Consider the following 24,750-nt stretch of genomic DNA (forward strand, 5'->3'; position numbering starts at 1 on the left):
CCGTTGCCATGACCCGCCCGCCCCTGCTGATCGAAAGCCCGCAGAACCCGCAGTTCAAGCTGTGGGAATCGGCGCTGGAAAGCCGCGGGCTGAAGAAGAACGGCAAGTTCCTGCTGGCCGGCCTGAAGACGGTGCCGGAGGCGCTGCGCCACCATCCCGAGCGGTTCGAACGCGTGCTGTTCACCGACCCGGCGCAGATCACTGGCTGGCGCCTGCCGCCGGGGGTGGAGCCGGTGCAGCTGGCCCCCGCCCTATTCCGGACGCTGGACGTATCGGGCACCGGCTTCCCGCTGCTGGTCGGGACCGTGCCGAAGATGCCGGCCATCGACCTGTCGCAGCCGCCGCAGGGGCTGGAACTGCTCTGCGCGCTGGGCGATCCCAGCAACCTGGGTGCTTTGCTGCGCAGTGCGGCGGCCTTCGGCGTGTCGCGGATCGTTCTGCTGGAGGGGGCGGCGCATCCCTTCCACCCCAAATGCCTGCGGGCGGCATCGAACGCGCAGTTCGCCCTGACCCTGCTGCGCGGCCCGCGCTGGGCGGCGGTGAACGAGGCGGCGGGGCCGCTCTATGCGCTGGACGGCGGCGGCGAAGATCTGACTCGCTTCGACTGGCCGGCCGACATGCGGCTGATCCTGGGCGAGGAGGGTCAGGGCGTGCCGGCGGACTGCCCGGCGACGCGGCTGTCGGTGCCGACGACCGGGGCGGTGGAGTCGCTGAACGCCACCGTGGCGGTCAGCGTGGCTCTGTTCGCGCGCTATGCGTCGGTCAAGCTTTAGGCTGACGAACCCGTCATCACCGAGGCCAACACCTGCACCACCTGATCCGACCCGTAGGGCTTCTTCAGCACCGGGACGTCCGCGAACCGCTCCGGCACCGCAGCGGATTCGCCATAGCCGGTGGCGAACACGAAGGGGATCCCCAGTTCCCGCAACCGTTCGGCCACCGCGACCGAGGTCTCGCTGCCCAGATTAATGTCCAGCACGCCGACCACCGGCGGATCCTCGTCGATCAGGCGAAGGGCATGGCGGACGCCGGCAGCGGTGTTGACGCGGCTGGCGCTGAAGCTCAACAGCACGTCCTCCGTCGCCATGGCGATGATCATGTTGTCCTCCAGCAGCAGAACCGGACCGCCGATGGAGAAATCGGCGGCCGGCACCGGCAGGCTGCGCCGGCCGCCGTCAGGCAGGCTGGCGGCGATGGTGACGAAGCGGGCCGGGATCATGAATCGGGCCCGCAGACCGGACAGGGCGTAGGTCACCTCCGCCTCACCCTGCAAATCGTGGGGGACCGAGCGCTCGATCACCGTGGTGCCGAAACCGATGCGCGACGGCGCCCGCACCGGCGGGCCGCCATTCTCCTGCCAGTCGATCAGCAGCCGCCCGCCCTCGTCGATCGACCAGCCGGCCTCGACCCAGCCACCACTGTCACTGAGCGCACCGTACTTGGCCGAATTGGTGGTCAGCTCATGCACCACCAACGCGAAGACGGAGAAGGCCTGGGGCGCCAGCAGCACCTCCGGCCCGGTCAGCCGCACCCGCTCGCCCTTGGCCGACAGATAGGCGCCAACCTCCGCCGCGATCAGGGCGCGTAAGGAGGCCGGTCCCCAATTGTCGGCGGTGATCTGGTCATGGGCGCGGGCCAGCGCCTCGATGCGGCCGGCGACGATGGCGGCGAACTGCTGCACGGTCTCCGCCCCGGCCTCGCTCTGCCGCACCAGAGCGCGGACGAGGCTGAGGATGTTGCGGACGCGGTGGTTCAGTTCGGCGATCAGCAGCTCCTGCCGCTCGGTCGCTTCCTTGCGGGTGCGGCCGGCAATGTCGGCCAGCCGCAGAACCACTTCCAGCAAGGTCACCCGCAGGGATTCGGCGTTGCGCTCGTCAAGCTCGGTCCAGGGCTTGGAACGGCCGCGCACCGTCTCCTTCCACGCCTCGAAGCTCTTGCGCGGGGTCAGGCGCGGGCCGTTGGGGCCGTATTGCACCGGCTTGGTCGGATCGCCACCCCAGGTGATGGTGCGGACCAGCTCCTTGCGGAAGAAAACCAGATAGTCGCGCGGCATGCGCGATACCGGGATCGCCAGCAGGCCGCAGGCCCGTTCGGTGAAGTCGCGGGCCGCCGGATGGACGGTCCCCAGCTGGTCGGTCAGATAAATCCTGCTGGGCGGCGTCCGGTGCAGGAAGCGCATGACGCCCTGCGTCTCCTCCCGCGTCGGCGTCTCGCCCTCCATATGCAGCTGGCCGTCGATGCAGCAGGCGAAGCCATCGCACTCGATCAGCGTCCGCAGCTCCGTCGCGAAGCTGACCAGGCTGTCCAGCGGCGATTCGCTGTCGGCCAGCATAGACATGATGCGGACATGGGCGCGGCGGGCCTGCGCCTCCTGCTGGCTTTCCTGCTCGCGCTCCCGCCCTTCCAGCAGCAGCGAGACCATCTGGCCAAACAGCTCGGCGGTAGTCCGGCGCTCGAAGGAGAGGGAGCGGGCGTGGCGGTGGTGGCAGGCGAACAGCCCCCACAGCCTGCCGTGCCGCAAGATCGACACCGACAGCGAGGCATTCACTCCCATGTTGCGCAGATACTCGACATGGATCAGCGACACGCTGCGCAACAGGCTGAGCGACAGGTCCAGCGGCTGGCCCAGCGGATCCACCGCCGGCACCACCGGCACCGGCGGCGCGTTCACGTCAGCAATGCAGCGCAGCCAGCTTCGCTCATACAGGCGCCGGGCCTGCTGTGGGATGTCGGAGGCCGGATAGCGCTGGCCGAGGAAGCTGCCGATGCCGTGCACCGCCGATTCCGCGATCACCTCCCCGGCACCGTCAGGGGCGAAGCGGTAGACCATCACCCGGTCGAAGCCGGTCAGCGCCCGCATCTGGCGTGCCGTCTCGCGGCAAAAGGCGTCGAAGCCGCGGGTGTTCTGGACCCGCGCGATCATCGAGCGCAGCAGCGATCCCGAATCCTGCGGCCCTTCCCCCTCGCTCGGCTCCGCCTCGATCACGATGGTGGAGCCGGACAGGTGGACGGCCACGTCGCAGACCGGGGCGACGTCCGACAGATGGACGCCGAAGGCGCGCTCGACGCTGCCGTTGATGTGGGCGACCTGCAATCGGCCGCGGATGGTGTGCAGCGCCTCGCCCGCGAGAAAGCCGGCCAGCGGATGCCCCAGCAGACCGTCGGGCTCCACCCCCAGCCAGCGCCCGATGTTGGCGGAGACATGGACGATGATCCAATCGGCCGTGACGGCGATCAGGAAACCTGTCGGTTGGATAAGGCCCAGCTGATGGATGGGCTCCCGGTCGCAATCGGTGAGGTCGACTGACCCCGAAGGAACCGGGCCGCTCATCGAGCAAAGACTTCGGACAAACGCGACCTCAAGCGGAAGCTGGACCGGCGGCGTTTGTCACGCACAGCCAAGGGATTTCAGCAACAATCTAGGGAGCGGGATGATTCACTGCAACGCTCCAAAATGGCTATTCCTTTGCTCTAATTAAGGCCCGTTAACTTAACATAGGATAAGATTGAAGTGCGCTCTGCGCATGATTTGATGTTTCTATTTTCGATCTCGTATCAGATCGCCTAAATTTGGTGCATCCACTCGGCAACCGGAAATATGCAGCGCAAGGAGCAGACGGCGCGACCCCCAAATTTCCGCAGCGGGGCCTTCCACCGATGACGGGCTGCCGGAAAACCGGTGACGCAGCAGGATGTTGGCCGTTTCATCGACCATCGGGTTCCGTCATGACGATCACTGCCGCACCCCTGTCCACCGCCTCCGACGACCGCATCCGCATCCGTGAGGTCACGCTGCTGTCCGACGACTGGTATGTGCTGAAGAAGACCATATTCGATTACCGCCGCCGTGACGGCAGCTGGCAGACCCTCAGCCGGGAGACCTATGACCGTGGCAATGGGGCCGCCCTGCTGCTCTACGATCCGACCCGCGGCACCGTCCTGCTGACCCGGCAGTTCCGCTTTCCCGCCTATGTCAACGGCCATGCCGAACCGCTGCTGGAGGTGTGCGCCGGCCTGCTCGACGACCGCAGCCCGGAGGAGGCGATCCGCGCGGAGGCGGCGGAAGAGTTGGGCGTGACCGTCCAGGCGCCGCGCCGGGTGTTCGACGCCTTCATGAGCCCCGGTTCGGTGACGGAGCGGCTGGCCTTCTTCGTCGCCGAATACCGCGCTGCCGACCGCAGGGACGGTGGCGGCGTCGCCGAGGAGGGCGAGGACATCGAGGTGGTCGAGTTGACCTTCGCCGATGCCCTTGCCATGGTCAGCAGCGGGGCGATCCTGGACGGCAAGACCATCATGCTGTTGCAGCATGCCGCCCTTCACGGCCTGCTGCCGCGGTGACGTCGTCCGACCGCCCCGCCGGACTTGGGAGATTGGCACCGGGCGATTCGGACGGGGACTGGATGATCGACGATGCGGAATTGGATTGGGAGGATATCCGCGCCTTCCTGACCACGGCACACCGCGGCAGCCTGACCGCGGCGGCTCAGCGGTTGCGGCTGAGCCCGCCGACCCTGGGCCGCCGGCTGAAGCGGCTGGAGGATGCGTTGGGCGGCCCGCTGTTCGACCGGTTGCCCAACCGGCTGGAGCTGACGGCGCTCGGCCGCTCCGTTCTCGACAGCGCCGCGGTGATGGGCGAAGCCGCCGCGGCCTTCGCCCGCAACGCCGACCGGCTGGCCACGACCAGCCAGCCGGTGCGGGTGACGGCGACGACCTCCGTCTCCGCCTTCCTCACCCTGCATCTGCCCGACCTGCTGGCGGAGACCGGGGCCGACCTGACCATCCTCAGCACCCGCAACGCCCTGAATTTGGCCCAACGCGAAGCCGACATCGCACTGCGGATGGATCGGGTGCCGGCCGAAGGCGATCTGGTCACCCGCCGCCTCGGACGCTTCGGCTTCACGCTTTACGCGGTGCAGGGGTTGCGTGACGACTGGTCCGGCCACTGGGACGGTGTTCCGGTGGTCGGGTTGCCGGAAACCCGGCGGCGGCCGTCGCAATCGGGATGGGTGGACGATACGGTCCGGGAGCGCGGCGGCCGCATCGTGGCGCGGCTCAGCGAATTGCCGATGCGGCTCGACGCCGCCCGGCGCGGAATGGGGATGACGCTGCTTCCCTGCGTGCTCGGCGATGCCGAACCGATACTGGTCCGCGTCATCGACCCGCCGGCCGCGCTCAGCGAGGACGTCCATCTGCTGGTCCACCGCGACCGGCGCGACGCGCCGGCCGTCGCCGCAGTGGTCGATGCCCTGGTCCGGCTGTTCCGCCGCCACGCCGAAACACTGGCGGGGGATTAGCCGTCACGTCAGCCGCGGCCGGCGATCAGGCTGTCGGCGGCAGCGCGGGCTTCGGCGGTGACGGTGGCGCCGGACAGCATGCGGGCGATCTCCTCGCGCCGCTCGTCGCCGTCCAGTTCGGCGACGCCGGTGGTGACCTGCTCGCCCTTCTGCGACTTCTGCACCTTCAGGTGAACGGCGCCGCGCGCCGCGACCTGAGGGCTGTGGGTGACGACCAGCACCTGCAGGCCATGGCCCAGCGTTTCCAGCCGCTCGCCCACCGCGGCGGCGACGGCGCCGCCGATGCCGGTGTCCACCTCGTCGAACACCAGCGTGCCGACGGTGGAGGTCTGGGCCAGCACCACCTTCAGCGCCAGCATGAAGCGCGCCAGCTCACCGCCCGACGCGATCTTGTTCAGCGCCCCCGGCGGGGAGCCGGGGTTGGTGGCGACCTGGAAGGCGACCCGGTCGATGCCCGACGCGCTCCATTCCGACTCGTCAACCGGCTCGACCAGCGTGCGGAACTTGGCCTTCTCCATCTTCAGCGGCGCCAGTTCGGCGGCGACCGCCACGTCCAGCCGCCCGGCGGCCTCGCGGCGGGCGGCGCCCAGCATCTCGGCGGCCTTGTGGAAGGCGGTGCGGGCCTGTTCGGCCTCCTTCGCCAGCTTGGCCAGCAGGTCGCCCTGATCCTCGATCAGCAGCAGGCGGCCGGCCATCTCCTCGCGAAGGGCGGCCAGCGCATCGACGCCGACGCCATGCTTGCGGGCGGCGGCGCGCAGCGCGAACAGCCGTTCCTCCAGCTTCTCCAGCGCCCGCGGGTCCATGTCGACGCCGCTGGAGACGGCCTGGAGGGCGGCGATCGCCTCCCCCGCCTCGGTCGCGGCACGGTCGAGCGCGGCGATCACCGGGTCCAGCGTACCGCCGGCCCGCTCGGCGATGCGGCTCAGGGTGCGGATGGCGGAGGACAGGGCGCGTTCCACGCCACGGTCGCCCGACAGTTCGGCATAGGCGGCGTTCATGCCGTCGACCAGCTTTTCCCGGTGCATCAGCACCGCGCGGGTCTCCGACAGTTCCTCCTCCTCGCCGGCCTTGGGGGCGAGCGCATCCAGCTCGGCCACGGCGTGGCGGAGATATTCCTCTTCGGAGCGGGCACGGGCGATGTCGGCGGCGGCGGAATGGCGCGCGTCCTCCACCTGCCTCCAGGCGCGGTGGGCGGCGGCGACCTGCGCCGCCTGGGCCGACAGGCCGGCATAGGCGTCGAGCACGCTGCGGTGGGTCTGCGGGTTCAGCAGGCCGTGGGTGTCGAACTGGCCATGCACCTCGACCAGTTCGGCGCCCAGGGTCTTCAACAGGCCAACGCCGACCGGCTGGTCGTTCACCCAGGCGCGGCTGCGCCCGTCGGTGTTGACGGTGCGGCGGATCACCAGTGTCTGGTAACCGGCCGAGCCGTCACCCGAATCGGCGTCGAGCCCCTGTTCCTTCAGGATGGCGAAGGCCGGGTGGTCACCCGACAGCTCGAATTCCGCGGTGACGGCGGCCTGATCGGCGCCATGGCGCACCAGACCCGACTCCGCACGCGCGCCGAGGGCCAGCCCCAGGGCGTCGAGCAGGATCGACTTGCCGGCACCGGTCTCGCCGGTCAGGGCACACAGGCCCTTGCGGAAGGACAGGCTCAGCCGCTCGATCAGGACGACGTCCCGGATCGTCAGCGACACGAGCATGGAACGGCCTAGAACAGGGAGTTCCAGGCTCGATTGAGCCACGACTTCTCGTTTCGCTCGGGACGCAGGTTGGCGTCCACCAGCAGTGCGTAGCTGTCCGTGTACCATTCGCTGCCGGGGAAGTTGTGGCCGAGCACGGCCGCGGCGGCCTTCGCCTCGTCGGTCACGCCCAGCGCCAGATAGCACTCCACCAGCCGGTGCAGCGCCTCAGGCACATGGGACGTGGTCTGGTAATTTTCAACGACGGCGCGGAACCGGTTGATCGCGGCGGTATACTGGTGCTGACGCAGGTAGAAGCGCCCGACCTCCATCTCCTTGCCGGCAAGGTGATCGTTGGTCAGGTCGATCTTCAGCTTCGCGTCGCGGGCGTATTTGCTGTCGGGGAAGCGGCGGACCACCTCCTGCAGGCTGTCGAGCGCCCGGCGAGTCATCCGCTGGTCGCGGCGCACGTCGGTGATCTGCTCGTAATAGCACAGCGCCCGCATGTAATAGGCGTAATCGACGTCCGGGCTGCCCGGATGAAGCTGGATGAAACGGTCGAGCGCCAGGATGGCGTCGTCGTACTTCAGATCCTGGTATTGGGCATAGGCGGCAAGAAGCTGCGCCTTGCTGGCCGAATCCGAATAGGGATGCTGGCGCTCCACCTCGTCGTAGAGCTTCGCGGCCTTCTTGAAGGACTCCTCGCGCATCGCCGCGTCGGCTTCCGACAGAAGCTGGTCGGCCGGGCGTTCGACATACGCATCCTCCTTGGTGGAGGAGCAGGCGGACAGAGCGGCGGACAGGAGAATGGCCGTCAGCGGCAGGCGGTACGGGCGAGGAAGCATCGTCGTCTTGGGCGCTTTCGAAGTTGCCCCTGTATAGCACGCCGGGGTAAGGGCGCCGCAAGCGGTAACGCGAGGTTGGGCAATACGCCCCTCCCCGCGTCCGGCGGAAAATGGATGGAAAGCGCCTTAGCCGAACAGCGCGTCGATGTCGGCCTGGCTGATGTTGCCGCTGTCGGGGGTGGCTTCGGCCGGGCCGTGCAGGTCGAGGTTCTCGTCCTTCTTGGTGACGGACGGCGGCAGCGGCATCGCCTCGAACTCGCGCTTGTTCCACAGGCCCATCATCGCGTCGACGCGCTCTTCGATGAAGGACATGGCGCGGACGACCTTGGTGATGCGCTGGCCGGTCAGATCCTGGAAGTTGCAGGCCTCATAGATACGGACGATCACGTCGACCATGTCGTTGACGCGGTCGTTGTGATAGCCCTCCGGCAGCGACGACTTCAGCTCCGACACCACCTCTTCCAGCTCTTCGGCGCAGGCCATGATGGTGTTGGTCGCGGCCTCCGTCGCGGCGACGACGGCGCCCAGTTCCTGGCTGGCCTGCTGGAATTTGTCGTCACCGGCCAGCGGGTGGCGGATGGCGGCCATTTCCACCTTGGTCGCCTTGATACGGCCGGAGATGTCGGCGATCTCGACCTGGATCTGGTCGATCTGCGCCGCATCCATGGCCAGGAAGCGGTCAAGCTTGGCGCCAAGGTCGCTGACGGCCCGCAGAACTTCGGTGTTGTCGGCCTGGACCACCTGGGTCGGCGCCGGAAGAGCCGCCGCCGCGGCGGCGCCGTCTTCGATCAGCGCCTGGAACGGGTGCCCGGATTTGCGGGCTTTCTGAAGCTCGGCCATGAAGGGCTTGGTCATCTGCTTCATCCTCGGTCCCGCCTCTCGGAAACGGCCGCCTGTGGCCTGTGGTGGTGGAATCTGGTGGTGGATGTCTGGTCGCGTCGGTTCTGCATTCTGATCGGCTGACCATCCCCTATCCGGCCATCGGCGGGCAGGGGCGGTCAATCCGGGGAAACCCATGAGGCTCTGTCGGCCGGGCGTCTGTCGGCCGGGGACCGGCCCTTACCCGAACAGGGCGTCGATCGCCGCCTGATCCAGCGGGACCGGCGGCTCCGCCGCTGCGGGCGGTGGTGGTGGCGGAGCGGGCTTGGCAGCCGCCTTGGGCTTCGGCGCCGCACCCGGCGGTTTCGGTACCGGCTTCTTGGCCGGTGCCGGGGCCGGCGTTGGGGCCGGTGCATCGAACATGCTGTCGATGTCGGACTGGCTCGCCACCGCGGGTGCCGGGCTGTCGAACATGCTGTCGATGTCCGCCTGGCTGGCCTTGACCGGAGCAGCCGCGGGGGCGGGGGCGTCGAACATGCTGTCGATGTCGGCCTGACTCGACTGAACCGGGGCCGGCGGCGGAGGAGGAGGCGGTGGCGCGACCGGGACCGGCGCCGGGCTGTCGAACATGCTGTCGACATCCGCCTGGCTGACGCCATGGCCGTCCAGCTGCGGACCGTTCAGCAGATGGGCGTCGGGGCGGGTGTCCGTCTGCTCTTCCTTGACGATGATGCCAGCCAGCCCATCCTCGCCCCAGATGCTGATCATGGCCATGACGCGCTGCTCGATGTAGCGGAGCGCGTTGACCACCTTGCTGGTGCGCTGGCCCGTCAGATCCTGGAAGGAACAGGCGGTGAAGATGTCGTTCACCTGGGTGTCGATCTCGCCGCACATCGCCGGATCGGCACCGCTGGCGCGAAGCTTGCCCGCCAGTTCCATCAGCCGTTCGGCGGCGTTCAGGATCTCGAAGGACGCGCGTTCGGTCGAAATGACGATGGCGTCCAGTTCGTTGGTGGCCGACAGGATCTTGTCGCCCGAGCCGTCGGGGGGGCGCAGCGCCGCCACTTCCCGCCGCGCCTGCTCGATCGACGCGGCCATTTCCATCAGTTCTCGGCGCAGGACACCGACATGCTTGCCGGCCTCCACCGCTTCGTTCTGCCGGCTCCAGGAGTCGCGGAACTCCTGAAGCATGGCGCGCACTTCCTCCGTCGCGGCCCCGAGGGACCGCCGGTGGAGCCGCCGCAGGAAGGCCCTGCCCTTCGCCGATCGGGCGATGGCATCCTCGATCTGCTCGAACTCTTCATCGGACAGCTGCGGAAGCTGCTCCAAACCGGTCCACTCCCCAAACTGAATGCGCCGGCCGTCCCACGGACCCGGACGGCCGAACCGGGCGCCGGACGGCCGTTGCCGTCCCTGCCGCCCCCACTTCGCAAACCCGAAGATCAGCCGCCGATGACGGCCTGGATCTTCTGCTTCAGCGTGTCGGCGTTGAAGGGCTTGACGATGTAGTTGTTCACGCCGGCCTGCTTGGCGGCGATGACGTTCTCGGTCTTGCTCTCGGCGGTGACCATGATGAAGGGCGTTGCCGCCAGCTTCGCATCCGCACGGATTTCCTTCAGGAGCTGCAGGCCGGTCATCGGCTCCATGTTCCAGTCGGAGATGATGAGGCCGAACTTGCTCTCACGCAGCTTCGCCAGCGCCGACACGCCGTCGCCGGCCTCGTCGATGTCGGTGTAGCCGATCTGGGTCAACAGGTTCCGCACGATGCGCCGCATGGTGGCGTAATCATCGACGACGAGGATCTTCATCTAGACGTCTCCGCAATAATCCGTTGCCGGTGTCTGTCCGGCCGTTACGCCCACCCGGCGCGGGGGCTGCGCCGTAAACCGGGATAATGATGCCGACTGTAGTGCCCTAACTGCCGCCAAAAGTCATCCCCTTGGGTCACACTGAAGCAGGCCGGTAAAGAACGTGTTACCACGGGCGGCAACATCTTGCGGAATCAGGGGCGTCCCCAGCACCCGGCCGCAATTTGATACAGCCGCCCGTTCCGGTCACAGGGGGGCGGTCGCCTGCTCCAGCCAGCGGCGGGCCGCATCGTCCAGCAGCGGCGCCAGCGACTCGCACACCCGCGCATGATAGGCGTCGACCCAGGCGGCCTCAGCGTCGCTCAGCAGTGCCCGCTCGATCAGCGCGCGATCGATCGGCACCAGGGTGAGCGGCTCGAACTCCAGGACCGGGCGTTCGGCCCCTGTCAGTTCACCTGCCGTTTCCACCGGCTGGACAACGATCAGGTTCTCGATGCGGATGCCGTAGGCGCCGGTCTTGTAATAGCCGGGCTCGTTAGACAGGATCATGCCCGGTTGCAGGGCCACGACATTCCCAACCTTCGACACCCGTTGCGGCCCCTCATGCACCGACAGGAAGCTCCCGACGCCGTGGCCGGTGCCATGGTCATAGTCCAGCCCCGCCTGCCACAGCGGCAGCCGCGCCAGCACGTCCAGTTGCGAGCCGGTGGTGCCGCGCGGGAAGCGCACGGTCGACAGCGCGATGTGCCCCTTCAGCACGCGGGTGAAGCGGTCGCGCATTTCCGCCGCCATCGCCGGATCGGGATCGCCGACCGCCAGCGTGCGGGTGACGTCGGTGGTGCCGTCCAGATATTGCGCACCGCTGTCCAGCAGGAAGATGCTGCCCGGCTCCAGCCGCCGGTCGGTCTCCGGCGTGACGCGGTAATGGACGATGGCACCATTCGGCCCGGCCCCGGCGATGGTGTCGAAGCTGACGCCGCGGAACCGCTCATTCTCCCGCCGGCAGGCCAGCAGCCGCTCGACCACGGCCAGCTCGGTCAGCGTGCCCTTCGGCGCCTCTTCAGAGAACCAGTGCAGGAAACGGACAAGGGCGGCGCCGTCGCGGACATGGGCGGCGCGGGTGCCGGCCAGCTCCGCCGCGTTCTTGCAGGCCTTCGGCAGGGCGCAGGGGTCGCCGTCGCGCTCCACCCTGGCACCGGCCAGATGCAGCCGGTCGACGATCCAGGCCGAGGTGCAGCTGGGATCGGCCAGCACGCGGGCGGAGCCGCGGGCGACGGCGTCCAGTGCCGGGCCGAACTCCGCCACCGGCCGCACCCGCACCTGATTTCCCAGATGGGCGCGGGTCTGCGGCGCCAGCTTGCGCGGGTCGAGGAACAGCTCCACCGACGCATCGGCGGACAGGATGGCGAAGGACAGCGGCAGCGGCGTGCAGGGCACGTCGGCGCCGCGGATGTTCAGCAGCCAGGCGATGCTGTCCGGCTGGGTCAGCACGGCGGCGGCGATGCCCTTCTGCCCCAGCTCGTCGGCAAGGCGGGCCCGCTTGTCGGCGGAGCTTTCGCCGGCAAAGGTTTCATCCTGTGGCACGACGGGGGTTAGCGGCGCCGGCGGCTGGTCCTGCCACACCGAATCGAGCGGGTTGTCCTCGCAGGCCACCAGCAGGATGCCGGCGCGTTCCAGGGCGGCGCGGGTCTTCTCCACCCAGCCGATGGTGTGCAGCCAGGGATCGAAGCCGAAGCGCCCACCTTCGGGCAGGGCGGCGACGATCCAGTCGGTCAGCGGGTCCTCGACCAGATGCCTGTACTCGTAGAGGTCGGCCGGGACCTCGCTGCGGACCTGGAGGGTGTAGCGGCCGTCGACGAAGATCGCGGCGTGTCCGGATGTCACCACCGCGTTGCCGGCCGACCCGGTGAAGCCGGTCAGCCAGCCCAGCCGCTGGGCGCGCGGCGGCACATATTCGCCCTGATGCTCGTCGCCGCGCGGCACGATGAAGCCGTCGAGATCACGGCGCTTCAGCGCGGCGCGCAGGTCGGCCAGCCGCTGGGCCGGGCCGGGATTGGCCGCCGGCGCCTCGGCCGCCAGCAGCGCCTTCAGCGCCTGGAGCTGTCCGGTCAGGGCGGGCGGGAGGTTTTCCCCCACCAGCACCGACCAGGCGGCGGGATCCTCCCCCTCCGGCGCCGCCAGCACGCCGGCGAGCAGGGCGCGGACATCGGCGGGAGAGCGGCCGGTCGCGGCCTCGGTCAACAGGGTCGCAAGGGCGTCGTCGCCACGATAGGCAGCGGAGGGAATCGCGCTGGGCACGGAACCTGTTCCTTGGAAGAGTGAATCCTGTGGACACAGGCTAGGCACCCCGCAGGCCGTGCGCAAGCGGCGGGGTGGCGGCTATGCCGGTTGGGGTGGGGCCAACCCGGCCTCCTCAGACCGGCAACCCCGCATCGTCCGGCAGCCCGAGCCGGGCCAGCACCCGCTTGCGGGCCTCGCCGCGCTCGACGTCGGAGATGTGCAGCAACCCGCCGATCCGCCGCAGCAGGCTCGATTCCAGATCGTTCAGCACGCCGTCGGCATAGGCGACCTCCCACAGCATCTCGATGATCCAGAGGCGGTGGCCGGGCGGGCAACGGTCCATGATGACGCTGACGTAGCGGAGGTAGGGCGACACGTCCTCGGTGTCGAAGACGGCGGCGGACAGCAGGTCCTGCGCCTCTTCCTCGCTCAGCCTGAAATGGCGGCGGACGACCGACAGGATGCGGTCGCGCTCCGCTTCGGAAATGGTGTCGTCGGTACGCGCGGCCTCGACCATCAGGGCGGCGGCGGCGGCTTGCAGGGCGTCCTCGCCCGGCTCGATGCCGTCGTCGCCCGTGAACAAGGACCGGATGCGGTTCAGCATGGTGGCTCCCTGGAAACGTGTGTAACCATCGTCCCTAGGGGAAGTCGCATCACGGCCCTATGGTTTCAACGCTTCACCACAAGAGTGGTCCATTCCCCGACCGGGATACGCGCCACCAGACGCAGGCCCTGGTTGCGGTGGGCCTGGATGACGTGGCGTTCCTGCCGGTTCAGCAGGCCGGCCAGCACGGCATAGCCACCCTTCTTCAAATGGCGGCGCAGCTGCGGCGCCATGCGCGACAGCGGACGGGCCAGGATGTTGGCGGTGATCAGCGTGTAGGGCTTGTGCCGCCCGACGATCGGGGTGTGGTAGCCGTCGCCGCCCTGGGCGCGGATCATGGTCTTCTGTCCGTTCAGCGCCGCGTTGATGCGGGTGACCCTCACGGCCTCCGGATCGATGTCGACGGCGGTCACCGGCACGCGCCAGCGCTTGGCCACCGCCAGCGCCAGGATGCCCGAGCCGCAGCCCATGTCGAGCGCGCCGCGCCGGCCGCCGCGCGGCAGCTTCAGGTGGCGCGACAGCCGGTCGAGCGCCTGGAGGCAGCCGTTGGTCGAGCCATGCTCGCCGGTGCCGAAGGCGGTGGCGGCATCGACCAGCAGCGGGATGCTGCCGGCCGGCACGATCCCCTCATGATGGGAACCATGGACGAAGAAGCGCCCGGCGCGAATCGGCGGGAAGCCCTGGTAGCTGTGCGACACCCAGTCGATCGGCGGCAGATTCTCGATCGCCAGCCGCGGCTCCTCGATCCCCAGCGCCTTGGCCAGCACGGCGACGCGGGATTGCAGACGCGCCTCGTCCGGGGCGCCGTACAGGGTCGCCTCCACCAGCCAGTTGCCGCCTTCCTCCAGTTCGAAGGTCGACACCGCATCGGCATGGTCGCCCACCGCCTCGGCAAAGGCGGGCGCATGGGCTTCGGGAACGACCAGCGCGATGCGCCAGAGCGGGGTTTGCGACATGACAGGGGCTTTCCGACGACGACGCGAGAACAGAAGCGGCGTTTTTAGCATCAAGCCGGAAAGAGACCAAGGATTCCGGGTGCGGATTCCGGAAGCCACTCCATTCCGATGAAAACCCTTACCGGCCTGCCAAGCGATCGGCGATGTCGTGCATGCCCTGGGCGCGCAGAACCGACTGGCGATGGCGCAGCAGCCGGTGTTCCAGCGCCCGTTCCATCGCCGCCCCGCCCAGCGTGGCGCCGTCGGCCCCCTTCAGCCGGTCGGCCATGTCGCGGGTCAGCACCCCTTCCACCTTGGCATCGCGGCGGTCGAGCGGCTGTTCGCCGTCAATGCTCTGGCGCAGCCGCTCCAGCAGGACCGCCCGGCTCTGCGGCGCCCGGCCCTCGAAGGCGAGACGGCAGACCCGGCGCAGCGGGGCGCCCATCGGTGCCAGCGCCGGGTCGGGATCGCGGTCGAACAGGGCGTCGGCCAGCGCGCAGAGGCCGGCATGCAGGCTGGGCTGCGCGCCCAGCAGCTCCTTCACCATGTCGGCGGACCCCATGATGTCGGCGACCACCCCGTCCAGCAGGGACAGGTGCCGCGGTTCGGCATCCTCGCCCATCATCGCCAGCAGCAGATCCAGCTTCCCGACCAGCGGCCCGCCGGCCTCCAGATGCCGGGACAGCAGGACGAGGAACAGCTGGTCATGGCCTGCCGTCCCGACCGCCTCGTCGATGGCACGGCTGGTGCCCGGCAAATCGGTCGAGTCGAAACGCGGCAGCCGGCGCCGCTCGGCCAGCGCGTCGCGGGCGGCTCCGCTGACCGCCTCCACCAGCTGGCGCAGTTCGCGGGCGCGGGCGGCATGGGAGACGCCATGGACATCGGCGTGATGGCGGGCGACGGCATGGATGGCGGCGCCCAGCAGTGCACCCTGCTCCTCCAGCCGGCGGAACAGCGGCCAGGAATGCAGCAGCTCGGTCGGGGTGATGCGCTGGGCATCCAGATAGGGACGCAGCAGCCGGCCGATCACCACCCGGCTTTCGAAGCCGCGGAGGTCGTCGGGCGTGCGGCAGAGGGGTGCCCCCTCCGCCGTGCCGCCCAGGGTCAGGCCCTTGCGCTGGGGCTGGGGAATGGTCTTGTGCAGGATCACGGTTTCCAGCGACAGGCCGGCGACGGTGCGGAACTTCACCACCTTCGCCTCGTCGACGCCGAACGCCGCCAGTTGCGAGCGGGCGGCCGACAGCGCCGACTCCTGGTCGGTGTAGGCCCCCTCGATGCGCCAACGGCCCTCGCGGCGGCTCTGCACCTCGTAACTGACGCTACCCGTTCCGAACACGCTGGTGGCCTCCGGCTCCCTTGTCCTGCCGCAATCTTGGGCGGCAAAGGCCGTGTCGGCTGTGACGGCCGTCACAGTGCGGCAACCCGTTCGGTACGGATCGGATCGGGCGCCGGATCAGCCCGCCTTGTCGGCGGGCATGTCCTGGCTCAGCCCGCCTTGTCGGCGGGCACCACGAAGCTGTCCATCACCTTCTTGCTGCCGGAATGGTCGAAGTCGATCTCCAGCTTGTCCTCCGACACGCCGGCAACGGTGCCGTAGCCGAACTTCTGGTGGAAGACCCGTGCGCCCTTGGCGAAGGGCGCATCGGGCCGTGGCCGCGGCGCCACCGCATAGGCACTCTGGTCCAGCGTGATGGTCTTGGGCGCCGGCGCCTGCCGGGTGGAGCCGCGGAACTGGAAGCCGCCTGCCCCGCCATATCCCCCTGCCCCGCCGCCAAAATTTCCCCGGCCGCCGCTGCCGGCGAACAGGCCGTTGGCGGCCTCCGCCTCGACATTGTCCTGCGGGATCTCCTCGACGAAGCGGGAGGGCACAGCACTGACCCAGTTGCCGTAGAGCCTGCGGTTGGCGGCATGGCTGACATAGGCGCGACGGCGGGCGCGGGTCAGCCCGACATAGGCCAGCCGCCGCTCCTCCTCCAGCCCGGCGATGCCGGTCTCGTCCAGCGCGCGCTGGTTGGGGAACACGCCCTCCTCCCAGCCCGGCAGGAAGACATGGTCGAACTCCAGCCCCTTGGCGCCGTGCAGGGTCATCACCGTCACCTGCTCGATCCCGGCGGCCTCGGCATTCTCCATCACCAGCGCCACATGCTCCAGGAAGCCCGGCAGGTTCTCGAACTCCGCCATGGCGGTGATCAGTTCCTTCAGGTTCTCCAGCCGGCCGGGGGCCTCGGGCGTCTTGTCCTCCTGCCACATGCGGGTGTAGCCGGATTCGTCCAGGATGGTGCGGGCAAGCTCGGTGTGCGGCACCGTCGCCATCAGCGTCCGCCAGCGGAAGAAGTCCTGCAACAGCCCGCGCAGGGTGGCGCGCAGCTTCGGCTTCAGCTCGTCCGTTTCGGTCAGCACCCAGCCGGCCTCGGTCAGCGACAGCCCTCGCGCACGGGCGGCGGTGTAGAGGCTCTGCATCGCCGCCGGGCCGACGCCGCGCTTGGGCAGATTGACGACGCGTTCGAAGGCGAGGTCGTCGTCGCCGGAATTGACCACACGGAAATAGGCCAGCGCATCGCGGATTTCCTGCCGCTCGTAGAAGCGCGGACCGCCCAGCACCTTGTAGGGCAGGCCGAGCGTGATGAAGCGTTCTTCGAACTCGCGGGTCTGGAAACCGGCGCGGACCAGCACGGCGATCTGCGCCAGGGAAGTACCCTTGCGCTGGAGCGTCTCGATCTCCTCGCCGACCCAGCGCGCCTCCTCCTCGCCGTCCCACACCGCCTTGACCTTGACCGGCTCGCCGCCGTCCGCCTCGGTCCACAGCGTCTTGCCGAGCCGCCCCTGGTTGTTGGCGATCAGTCCGCTGGCGGCGGCCAGGATATGGCCGGTGGAACGGTAGTTCTGCTCCAGCTTGATGATGGTGGCGCCGGGGAAATCGGTCTCGAAGCGTAGGATGTTACCGATCTCCGCACCGCGCCAGGCGTAAATCGACTGGTCCTCGTCACCGACGCAGCAGATGTTCTTGTGCGCCTGGGACAGGATACGCAGCCACAGATACTGTGCGACGTTCGTATCCTGATATTCGTCGACCAGAACATACTTGAACTTGCGGTGATACTCCGCCAGCACGTCCGGATTGTTCTGGAAGATGGCGAGGTTGTGCAGCAGCAGGTCGCCGAAGTCGCAGGCGTTCAGGGTGCGCAGGCGTTCCTGATAGGCGCGGTAGATCGCCACCACCCGGCCGCCGGCCACCTCGCCGCCGTCGGCGTCGCCCAGCCGATCGGGGGTCAGGCCGCGGTCCTTCCAGCGTTCGATGGCGCCCAGCACCTGACGGGCCGGCCACTTCTTGGAATCGATGTTCTCGGCTTCCAGCAGCTGCTTGATCAGCCGGACCTGATCGTCGGTGTCGAGGATGGTGAAGTTCGACTTCAGCCCGACCAGCTCGGCGTGGCGGCGCAGGATGCGGGCGGCCAGCGCATGGAAGGTGCCGAGCCACCAGCCCTCCGGCTCGATCCCCACCAGATGGGCGACGCGCTCGCGCATCTCGCGGGCAGCCTTGTTGGTGAAGGTCACCGCCAGGATCTGGAAAGCGGCGGCACGGCGCGTCATCAGCAGATGGGCCAGCCGGGTGGTCAGCACCCGCGTCTTGCCGGTGCCGGCGCCGGCCAGCACCAGGACCGGTCCGTCCAGAGCCTCCACCGCCGCCCGCTGGGTCGGGTTGAGCCCGTCCAGATAGGCGAAGCGCTGCGCCGCAGCGGGATATCCGGCCGCCGGAAATCCCGAAGCGGGACCGGCTGCGGCAGGAGCGGCGTGGCTCAACGGATCATCATCATAAGAGTCTGACATGGCGTCCCGGCCTGGGGATGGACGAAAAGATCGGCTCAAGCACATCGATGCTGTCTTGCGGCTGGAACGTATACAGCACAGAGCGCCCCGGCACGACCCCCGTCAAAGACCGCATATCCCGGTAGGAAGCCGGGGATGGCACGGCCACGCTTATGCCGAAAGGCGAGTTTACAGGATATAGGACTCCAACCATTGGGCGATGGCGCAGTCCTTCCCAGCCAACGACGTTCGCCGGGAAAGTCGCCCGATACTGTAGTTCAGTGTCATGACGAAGTCACAGCCGCACCGTTAACGATTTCCCCTTTTCTGTCACAGGCTGTTATTCCAACTGACCAGACCAAGCCATCTTATGTCCTCATCTTGTCTTATGCAGGCTTACGGCATATGCCCATTGCTCGACGCGAAATTTACCTAAGCGAAATTTTGCGCGGCGCAAATCGGGGGTATCTATGGATCACAACGAGGCACCCCCGAACCCTGAGGGGGAACGGACCGGACGCGGGAGCGGAAGGTCGGGGATGCCTCCGAAGCGCCACCCGGCGCCACTTTGATCGGAACGGAACAAAAGGCGGGCTGAGACCATGGATGCCATCAACGTTTTCCTCATCGATGCCAACAAGCTTTTCCGTGAGGGCATGAAGCGTCTGTTCGAAGGCACCTCCTTCAACGTCGTCGGCGAGGCCGGCACCCTGCGCGAGGGCCTGTCGACGCTCGGCACCGGCAAGAACCCGGACCTCATCCTCATCGACCTGCCGAGCGGTGCCGACGAGGAGGTCGATGCGATGCGCAGCCTGCGCGAGAATCATCCGTCGATCCGGATCGTCATTCTGACCAACGATCTGGAAACCCGCCGCCTGTCGGCCGCGCTCGGCGCCGGTGCCGGCGGCTATCTGCTGAAGGACATCGCCTGCGAGGCGCTGATGCAGTCGCTGAAGCTGGTGATGATGGGCGAGAAGGTGTTCCCGACCCATCTGGCCGAGCTGCTGGTCAGCGGCCGCACCGAGGACATGGGCGCCGAGCTGCCGACCCGCCGCAAGGGCCTGTCGCAGCGCGAGGTGCAGATCCTGCGCTGCCTGCTGAACGGCAACAGCAACAAGATGATCGCCAACCACCTGAACATCACGGAAGCCACCGTGAAGGTTCACCTGAAGAGCCTGCTGCGCAAGATCAACGCTTCCAACCGCACCCAGGCCGCCATCTGGGCGCTGAACAACGGCATCGGCGATCAGGCCGCCGAAACCGGCGTCGCCGCCACCGTCTGATCCGTACCCGATCCAGCATACCGCTCTGCCGAAAGGCCCCGCCCGCCTTCCGTTCCGGCCGTCCGCCCCCTCCATCCGGGGCAGGCGGCCGGCGGAGCGGCGCGTTGCCTTTTGCAGTGCTTTTCAGCTTCCAGCCCCAGTCCCGCAAGCCGGCGGCGGACAATGAGCACAGGCATAGAGGAAGCGGTCTAAGACCAAAAGCGAACTACAGGGCGGGAAGGGCGGTGCCTATGTGAACTGCGGGCCGATGACGCCATCCCGGTGTAAGATCGCCGCAACCTTCTGGAAATGCCTGCGATGAACGTGCTGATCGCCGACGATCACCTGCTGTTCCGAGACGGTCTGCGCCGGCTGCTGGCGCAATTCGACGCCGACATGACGTTCTTCGAGGCCAGCACCTATGACGAGGTGCGGGCACTGTGCGACGGCACCAGACCCTTCGACCTGATCCTGCTCGATCTCGGAATGCCGGGCTGGACCGGCTTCTCGGCGCTCGGCGACATCCATGCCAGCCTGCCGAAGGCGCTCCTGGTGGTGGTGTCGGGGTCGGAAAAGCGCTCCGACCTGCTGGCGGCCCTGGAGAACGGCGCCGCCGGCTACATCCCGAAATCCTCCAGCGCCAAGGTGCTGCTGGGAGCCTTGCAGCTTGTGCTCGCCGGCGGCATCTACCTGCCCGAACAGGCCATCCGCGGCGCCGACCGTGTCGATCAGATGCATGGTGGCCAGGGGGGCGGCTATGGCGGGCACGGCTCCGTCGACACGACGGACGACGGCGCGGGGCTGAGCAACGGCGACCAGCTGACGCCCCGTCAGCGCGACGTGCTGGCCCGGCTGCGCGACGGTAAATCCAACAAGCAGATCGCCCATGAACTGGGGCTGACGGAAGGCACCGTGAAGGTCCACGTCACCGCCATCCTGCGCCATCTGGGCGTCCGCAACCGCACCCAGGCCGCCTTGACCGCACAGAGTTTGTGACGCTCAATAACATGCCGTAGAAGTCGCCTACCGCTGCGCCCGCTCCACGGCGGAGACCAACGCTAGCAGGGCGCCACGCAGTTCGGCGGCATGGGTCCGCGGCCGGATGGCGGCGGCGTCGGGAACCGCGACCACCGTCAGTGTCCGGCATCCCGTCAGTCCGCTTTCGAGGCGCGTGAACAGGCCGGCCGGGTCGCTGCCCTGCATCAGGGTCACCGGTACCCGTACCGCCGGCAGTTCTGTCTCGAGATCCCCCAATTCGCCGAACAGCGCCGCCGGCAGAGGCCGGCCGAAACAGGCGGCCAGCGCGTTCCAGCGCCGGCGCATCGGTGATTCCGCACCGACATCGTCGACGATCATCACCCCGCCGACCTGCTCCGGGAAATCCAGCGCCGCGGCGATGGCGAGCGGCGCCGTCACCGCGCCCGCGACCAGAACCGGCCGGCGCCCGCCACGGTCGACCAGCAGCGGGGAGAGCATCGTCGCCCCCGCGGCGGCCGGAACGGTCAGCCATTCCTGGCCCGCCGGCACATGATCCAGCAGGCGCCACCACGCCCCCTTGCCGGGATGAAGGAAGATCACCCGCCGACCGGACGGGTCGCCGGCACGGTCGGCCGTGCGATCGCCTGCCCAGGTCCCAACCCCGTCCGCGGTCAGACCGTTCACCGGACAGCGGGCGGTGTCTGCCCGTCCGGCACGGACGGTGGAAGGCTGGGTGTGAAAGAACACGGTCGGGTCCCCGATGGTGGCGCTCCGCGATGGGACAGTCCCGTCGCCGAACCCAACCGTAACGAAGCCGAACCGAAGTCGTCCCGTTCGATAAATCGGGCAGAACCCTTAAAACGGCCTAAAACCCCACCCCGCCCGCAAAAGGTTTCAGCCGCCTTCGAAACACGACAAAAGCAAAGCAAATTCCATGACTTGCCAGCTTGCCCGGAAAGAGCGGCCGGGTAGCCGGTCAATGCAGCGTCACCTCCTCGCCTTCGGGGTCTGGTGCCACCGCCAGGGGACGGCGCAGCTCGCCGGCCAGGCTGCGCCATTCCGGCGCTCCACCCAGCTGTTGCAGCAACTGTGCGGTGAAGGCGAAGACGGCGGTTTCCAACGGCCCGTTGTCTTCCGCGTGGGCGTTGACGGTCAGGCAGGATTCCGCGGCACTCTCGAAGATGGCGGCGGCGGCGCTGGCGCCCGGTCCGGGGGCCGGCAGCGGGATGGCCTGGGGTTTCTCCCCGCTGACGCGCAGGCGCGACAGGTTGTCGGCCAGCAGGCGGGTGCGGATGGCGTTGTCGACCGCGGCGGCCATGGTGTAGCCGGCCTCTTCCTCGACGGTGGCGCGCAGGATGCGCAGGCCGGCGATCAGCCCGCGGACCACATCCCCGTTGCCGCCGCGTTTGGCCGCGGCCGCGACGGCGGTGCCGAGGATGGCGGCGACCACCGGCGAGAGCGATTCGCCTTCGCCCGGCATGTTCGGCGCATCGGCGCCGGAGTCGGTGTTCAAAGCCTCGTTCATGCGGCCTCCGATCCGTGTGATCCGGAAGGCGGCCCGCCGGCGATGCTGCCGACGAAGGGCCCGTCCGGATGCGTCGTCATGATGCCTGTTTCGGATCTGTGGAGCGGACGGATCCGGTTCAAGGCATGGATGGCATGACGCTTCCCCTCTTTCGCGCCGCCGGACGGGGTGCCCCGTCCTCGCGGCTCTTCCTCGTGGTTTTTGCAATCTCTCCGGCCCACCTCTAGGCGCGGCCTGAGACCGTCCCCACATCTGCGGCGAAAGGGAGGGTTTCGTGTCATGCCTCTGATCAGTCTTCTCCTCAATCTGCTGTGGTTGGTCACTGGCGGCATCTGGATGGCGCTCGGATGGGTGCTGGCCGCGGTCCTGATGGCCTTGTCCATCATCGGCCTGCCCTGGGCCCGGTCCGCCCTGACCATCGCCCACTACACCCTGCTCCCCTTCGGACAAACCGCCGTGCGCCGGGATGAGTTCCGCGGGCGCGAAGACATGGGCACCGGTGCACTCGGCTTCATCGGCAACGTGGTGTGGTTCGTGCTGGCCGGCTGGTGGCTGGCGCTCGGCCATCTGGTCGCGGCGGTGGGGCTGGCCATCACCATCATCGGCCTGCCCTTCGCCTGGGCGCATCTGAAGCTTGCGCTGCTGGCGCTGTGGCCGGTCGGGACCGAGATCGTGCCGGCGGAAACCAGCGGACGCGCAATGGGCGGACGCCCGATGTCCGGAGGCCGTATGGCCGGACGTTACTGACCGCCGCCTGCGGCATTCCCGACAATTTTACCGATTGGCCGGAAATGACGCGCAGGAGCGGCATCCCTCCACCGTACTGCCTCTTGTGAGGCTATCCGTTGGAGAGTGCCATGTCGGTATCCATGGTGAGTTCGTCGGCCGTCGGCCAGACCTATCAGCGGCCGCAAGGGCCGGGTAAAGAGATCCGCGAGGGGATCGACAGCCTGAAGAAGGCGGTGGAGTCCGGCGACATGACCGCCGTCCAGTCCGCCTACGACTCGTTGTCGAAGCTGCAGTCCGACAAGCAGGGCAGCAGCACCGGTTCCACCACCAGCGCCAGCAATGGCAAGGACCCACTGTCGAAACTGCTGTCCAGCGTGGGAGAGGCGCTGAAGAGCGGCGACATCAGCCAGGTCCAGCAGGCGATGTCCAAGAACGGCCCGCCCAGCGGCGGCCCCGGTGGTGCCGGCGGCCCGCCGCCCAACGGTCCGCCGCCGGGCGAAGGCGGCGGGTCGGACGAGTTGCGCAGCACGGTCGGCAGCCTCGCCCAATCCCTTCAGTCCGGCGACGTGTCGGGCGCGCAGGACTCGCTGTCGGCGCTGTCCGACATGCTGAAGAACGCCGCCGACAGCGACAGTGACAGCGGGGACGACAGCAGCTCCACCGACTTCCTGGGGACCCTGAAGAAGAACCTCGGCAGCCTGAGCAGCTCGCTCAGTTCCGGCGACATCGCCGGCGCGCAGAGCCTGTTCGCCAGCCTGACGCCGCGCGGATCGCAGGGCGTGAACATCACCGCCTGATTGCCGTCAGGACGGGATCTGCAAGATCAGGGAAGGGCGACGGCGGTCTCAAGCTCCGTCGCCTGCCCGGCTTTCTCCCGTGACTTCATCGCCTTCAGCATGACCGACGCCCGCCAGAATCCCAGCCCGGCCCCATCGACGAAATGCACATGACGATCGGCCGTCACATCGCCCACCAGGCAGGTGACGGTGGTGGCATCGGCCCGCGCGGTACCGTAGCGGATCGATCCGGCCTGGGCCGCCTGGGCCAGCAGCGTTTCGATCGCCTCCGCCTCCCCCTCCGTCACGTCCAGCACCAGCCGCGGCCCGCCGGCCGATTTGCGGAAATCGGTGCGCTCCGCCATATGGCGGCGGTAGCGCTGCGGATCGAAGCTGCCCAGCGACAGGCCCAGCCGCAGCAGCAGGACCAGCAGGCCCGACCCGGCCAGCGCCTTGCCCACCCGCCGGATGCGCATCCCCAAACCGGCACCGTCGCGGCCGCCGCGCGCCTCCATCAGCAGGGCGCGCCAGTCCGGCGGCCAGCGCGCCTCCAGCCGCTCGCCCACCCCCAGCGGAGCGGCGCCGGCAGTGGGCACGATGGTCTCGATGGCGCGCTGGATACGGGCAAGCTCCAGCAGCCCGGCCGGCCCGGAATCGACCGCATCGACGATCACGCACAGCACGGTTCCATGGCGTGGCGGCACGGGGTTCCAGCGGCAGGAAACAGACTCCAACCCCGGCAGCGGCCCCTCCCGCGGCGGCAGGCGCCAGCGCGCCTCCTCCTTCACCCAGGCGTCGGCCGCCACGACGCCGGCCCCCAGGAACAGGCCGAAGCTGTTGCCGTTGCCGACGTCATGCAGGGCGGCCATCACCTCCAGCCCCTGGTCGAGCAGCGCCTGCACCGGCACCAGCCCGACGCGCAGCGGCACGTCCATCACCTCCGCCGACCAGTGGGCCAGCGCGGACAGCGCCGCCCGCGCCCCGTCCTCACGCCCCGGCGGCACCGCGGCGATGGCGCCGTCGCCGCCGAACTGGCAGGCCGCCGGCTCCTGCCCGACCCTGACCGCGTCGGACAGGACCGCGACCACTCCGGCGGCGACGAAATTCACGTCGCGATGGCGCCCCTGCCCGGCCAGCTGCGTGCTGCCGGTGACGTCGGCCACCGCCAGCGACCATCCACCGTCGAGCACCGCGTAGCAGCGGGGGTCCGACGCCTGCGCGGCGAAATCGCGGATCACCGGCAACAGAGGCATGGGGGAACCCTCCTGATCGGGCAGCAGCGGGGGACGATCAACCGTAGCATGACCGCCGCCATGACGGCAGAGCGCAGGCCCCCCGAAGGCTGCGCTCAAGTCACGGCGGCATTGGCGGGACAATGTTGCAGGCGCGAATGATCGGCGCGGGATTTC

21 protein-coding genes are annotated in these 24,750 nt (G+C 68.5%); 7 read left to right on the top strand and 14 right to left on the bottom strand.

The features are described 5' to 3' along the window. The first annotated feature begins 8 nt into the window (after positions 1-8). Positions 9-773, top strand: a complete 765-nt coding sequence (locus J2848_RS06065) for a TrmH family RNA methyltransferase (RefSeq protein ID WP_149230013.1) — start codon at positions 9-11, stop codon at positions 771-773. Here the strand turns inward: J2848_RS06065 and J2848_RS06070 are convergent. After that, positions 770-3,331 carry an HWE histidine kinase domain-containing protein gene (locus J2848_RS06070; protein ID WP_149230012.1) on the bottom strand — a complete coding sequence of 854 codons (2,562 nt, stop codon included), beginning with the start codon at positions 3,329-3,331 and terminating at the stop codon, positions 770-772. The genes J2848_RS06065 and J2848_RS06070 overlap by 4 nt on opposite strands. A gap of 395 nt (positions 3,332-3,726) precedes the next feature. Between J2848_RS06070 and J2848_RS06075 the strand changes: the two genes are divergently transcribed. Then, a complete protein-coding gene (locus J2848_RS06075; protein WP_149230011.1) occupies positions 3,727-4,338 on the top strand; it encodes an NUDIX domain-containing protein in 612 nt (203 codons plus the stop codon). 62 nt (positions 4,339-4,400) lie between these two features. Next, positions 4,401-5,294 carry a LysR family transcriptional regulator gene (locus J2848_RS06080; RefSeq protein WP_149230010.1) on the top strand — a complete coding sequence of 298 codons (894 nt, stop codon included), beginning with the start codon at positions 4,401-4,403 and terminating at the stop codon, positions 5,292-5,294. Between the two features lie 8 nt (positions 5,295-5,302). Here the strand turns inward: J2848_RS06080 and recN are convergent, their stop codons facing one another. The 10 genes from recN to J2848_RS06130 form a co-directional block, all read right to left on the bottom strand. Continuing rightward, positions 5,303-6,994, bottom strand: a complete 1,692-nt coding sequence (gene recN / locus J2848_RS06085) for a DNA repair protein RecN (RefSeq protein ID WP_149230009.1) — start codon at positions 6,992-6,994, stop codon at positions 5,303-5,305. Between the two features lie 8 nt (positions 6,995-7,002). Next, positions 7,003-7,818 carry an outer membrane protein assembly factor BamD gene (locus J2848_RS06090; RefSeq protein WP_149230008.1) on the bottom strand — a complete coding sequence of 272 codons (816 nt, stop codon included), beginning with the start codon at positions 7,816-7,818 and terminating at the stop codon, positions 7,003-7,005. A 126-nt stretch (positions 7,819-7,944) separates the two neighbouring features. Next, entirely contained in the window at positions 7,945-8,673 is a 729-nt protein-coding gene (locus J2848_RS06095; protein ID WP_246193683.1) for a protein phosphatase CheZ, read from the bottom strand. A 204-nt stretch (positions 8,674-8,877) separates the two neighbouring features. Further along, positions 8,878-9,966 carry a protein phosphatase CheZ gene (locus tag J2848_RS06100; RefSeq protein ID WP_149230006.1) on the bottom strand — a complete coding sequence of 363 codons (1,089 nt, stop codon included), beginning with the start codon at positions 9,964-9,966 and terminating at the stop codon, positions 8,878-8,880. A 113-nt stretch (positions 9,967-10,079) separates the two neighbouring features. Then, a complete protein-coding gene (locus J2848_RS06105; RefSeq protein WP_012974572.1) occupies positions 10,080-10,445 on the bottom strand; it encodes a chemotaxis response regulator CheY in 366 nt (121 codons plus the stop codon). 246 nt (positions 10,446-10,691) lie between these two features. Next, the gene (locus tag J2848_RS06110; RefSeq protein ID WP_149230005.1) at positions 10,692-12,743 is read right to left on the bottom strand and encodes an aminopeptidase P family protein; all 2,052 of its coding nucleotides are present in this window, start codon (positions 12,741-12,743) and stop codon (positions 10,692-10,694) included. Between the two features lie 115 nt (positions 12,744-12,858). Next, on the bottom strand, positions 12,859-13,329 hold the full coding sequence (locus J2848_RS06115) for a tellurite resistance TerB family protein (protein WP_149230004.1): 471 nt from the start codon (positions 13,327-13,329) through the stop codon (positions 12,859-12,861). A 65-nt stretch (positions 13,330-13,394) separates the two neighbouring features. Then, entirely contained in the window at positions 13,395-14,285 is an 891-nt protein-coding gene (locus tag J2848_RS06120; RefSeq protein ID WP_109086150.1) for a 50S ribosomal protein L11 methyltransferase, read from the bottom strand. 118 nt (positions 14,286-14,403) lie between these two features. Then, positions 14,404-15,600: a hypothetical protein gene (locus tag J2848_RS06125; protein ID WP_149230003.1), complete on the bottom strand. Its 1,197-nt coding sequence runs from the start codon at positions 15,598-15,600 to the stop codon at positions 14,404-14,406. A 149-nt stretch (positions 15,601-15,749) separates the two neighbouring features. Then, complete coding sequence (locus J2848_RS06130; protein ID WP_149230002.1) at positions 15,750-18,092, bottom strand: ATP-dependent helicase; 2,343 nt, start codon at positions 18,090-18,092, stop codon at positions 15,750-15,752. Positions 18,093-18,673: 581 nt separating this feature from the next. Between J2848_RS06130 and J2848_RS06135 the strand changes: the two genes are divergently transcribed. Both J2848_RS06135 and J2848_RS06140 read left to right on the top strand, forming a co-directional pair. Then, positions 18,674-19,354, top strand: coding sequence for a LuxR C-terminal-related transcriptional regulator (locus J2848_RS06135; RefSeq protein ID WP_149230001.1), 681 nt, complete (start codon positions 18,674-18,676; stop codon positions 19,352-19,354). A gap of 297 nt (positions 19,355-19,651) precedes the next feature. After that, positions 19,652-20,329, top strand: a complete 678-nt coding sequence (locus tag J2848_RS06140) for a LuxR C-terminal-related transcriptional regulator (protein ID WP_149230000.1) — start codon at positions 19,652-19,654, stop codon at positions 20,327-20,329. Between the two features lie 27 nt (positions 20,330-20,356). On the opposite strand, the gene J2848_RS06145 is transcribed toward J2848_RS06140, so the two are convergent. Beyond that, the gene (locus tag J2848_RS06145) at positions 20,357-21,058 is read right to left on the bottom strand and encodes an alpha/beta fold hydrolase (protein WP_149229999.1); all 702 of its coding nucleotides are present in this window, start codon (positions 21,056-21,058) and stop codon (positions 20,357-20,359) included. A 229-nt stretch (positions 21,059-21,287) separates the two neighbouring features. Further along, positions 21,288-21,836, bottom strand: a complete 549-nt coding sequence (locus J2848_RS06150) for a hypothetical protein (protein ID WP_149229998.1) — start codon at positions 21,834-21,836, stop codon at positions 21,288-21,290. A gap of 279 nt (positions 21,837-22,115) precedes the next feature. Here J2848_RS06150 and J2848_RS06155 point away from each other — a divergent pair, with 279 nt between their 5' ends. Both J2848_RS06155 and J2848_RS06160 read left to right on the top strand, forming a co-directional pair. Further along, complete coding sequence (locus tag J2848_RS06155; RefSeq protein WP_211103050.1) at positions 22,116-22,583, top strand: YccF domain-containing protein; 468 nt, start codon at positions 22,116-22,118, stop codon at positions 22,581-22,583. A gap of 110 nt (positions 22,584-22,693) precedes the next feature. Further along, positions 22,694-23,362 carry a hypothetical protein gene (locus J2848_RS06160; RefSeq protein WP_149229997.1) on the top strand — a complete coding sequence of 223 codons (669 nt, stop codon included), beginning with the start codon at positions 22,694-22,696 and terminating at the stop codon, positions 23,360-23,362. 26 nt (positions 23,363-23,388) lie between these two features. Here J2848_RS06160 and J2848_RS06165 read toward each other — a convergent pair whose 3' ends face one another. Beyond that, positions 23,389-24,594 carry a DUF3095 family protein gene (locus tag J2848_RS06165; protein ID WP_149229996.1) on the bottom strand — a complete coding sequence of 402 codons (1,206 nt, stop codon included), beginning with the start codon at positions 24,592-24,594 and terminating at the stop codon, positions 23,389-23,391. Between the last annotated feature and the right edge of the window lie 156 nt (positions 24,595-24,750).

It is taken from the genome of Azospirillum lipoferum (assembly GCF_024170005.1).
GTDB lineage: Bacteria > Pseudomonadota > Alphaproteobacteria > Azospirillales > Azospirillaceae > Azospirillum > Azospirillum lipoferum.

What these genes read in the sequence shown, in the direction of transcription:
- J2848_RS06090 (WP_149230008.1), bottom strand. Translation starts at nt 7,818, where the DNA reads ATGCTTCCTCGCCCGTACCGCCTGCCGCTGACGGCCATTCTCCTGTCC.
- J2848_RS06095 (WP_246193683.1), bottom strand. Translation starts at nt 8,673, where the DNA reads ATGACCAAGCCCTTCATGGCCGAGCTTCAGAAAGCCCGCAAATCCGGG.
- J2848_RS06075 (WP_149230011.1), top strand. Translation starts at nt 3,727, where the DNA reads ATGACGATCACTGCCGCACCCCTGTCCACCGCCTCCGACGACCGCATC.
- J2848_RS06105 (WP_012974572.1), bottom strand. Translation starts at nt 10,445, where the DNA reads ATGAAGATCCTCGTCGTCGATGATTACGCCACCATGCGGCGCATCGTG.
- J2848_RS06150 (WP_149229998.1), bottom strand. Translation starts at nt 21,836, where the DNA reads ATGAACGAGGCTTTGAACACCGACTCCGGCGCCGATGCGCCGAACATG.
- J2848_RS06065 (WP_149230013.1), top strand. Translation starts at nt 9, where the DNA reads ATGACCCGCCCGCCCCTGCTGATCGAAAGCCCGCAGAACCCGCAGTTC.
- J2848_RS06120 (WP_109086150.1), bottom strand. Translation starts at nt 14,285, where the DNA reads ATGTCGCAAACCCCGCTCTGGCGCATCGCGCTGGTCGTTCCCGAAGCC.
- J2848_RS06130 (WP_149230002.1), bottom strand. Translation starts at nt 18,092, where the DNA reads ATGTCAGACTCTTATGATGATGATCCGTTGAGCCACGCCGCTCCTGCC.
- J2848_RS06080 (WP_149230010.1), top strand. Translation starts at nt 4,401, where the DNA reads ATGATCGACGATGCGGAATTGGATTGGGAGGATATCCGCGCCTTCCTG.
- J2848_RS06135 (WP_149230001.1), top strand. Translation starts at nt 18,674, where the DNA reads ATGGATGCCATCAACGTTTTCCTCATCGATGCCAACAAGCTTTTCCGT.
- J2848_RS06115 (WP_149230004.1), bottom strand. Translation starts at nt 13,329, where the DNA reads ATGCTGAACCGCATCCGGTCCTTGTTCACGGGCGACGACGGCATCGAG.
- J2848_RS06140 (WP_149230000.1), top strand. Translation starts at nt 19,652, where the DNA reads ATGAACGTGCTGATCGCCGACGATCACCTGCTGTTCCGAGACGGTCTG.
- J2848_RS06155 (WP_211103050.1), top strand. Translation starts at nt 22,116, where the DNA reads ATGCCTCTGATCAGTCTTCTCCTCAATCTGCTGTGGTTGGTCACTGGC.
- recN (WP_149230009.1), bottom strand. Translation starts at nt 6,994, where the DNA reads ATGCTCGTGTCGCTGACGATCCGGGACGTCGTCCTGATCGAGCGGCTG.
- J2848_RS06160 (WP_149229997.1), top strand. Translation starts at nt 22,694, where the DNA reads ATGTCGGTATCCATGGTGAGTTCGTCGGCCGTCGGCCAGACCTATCAG.
- J2848_RS06165 (WP_149229996.1), bottom strand. Translation starts at nt 24,594, where the DNA reads ATGCCTCTGTTGCCGGTGATCCGCGATTTCGCCGCGCAGGCGTCGGAC.
- J2848_RS06070 (WP_149230012.1), bottom strand. Translation starts at nt 3,331, where the DNA reads ATGAGCGGCCCGGTTCCTTCGGGGTCAGTCGACCTCACCGATTGCGAC.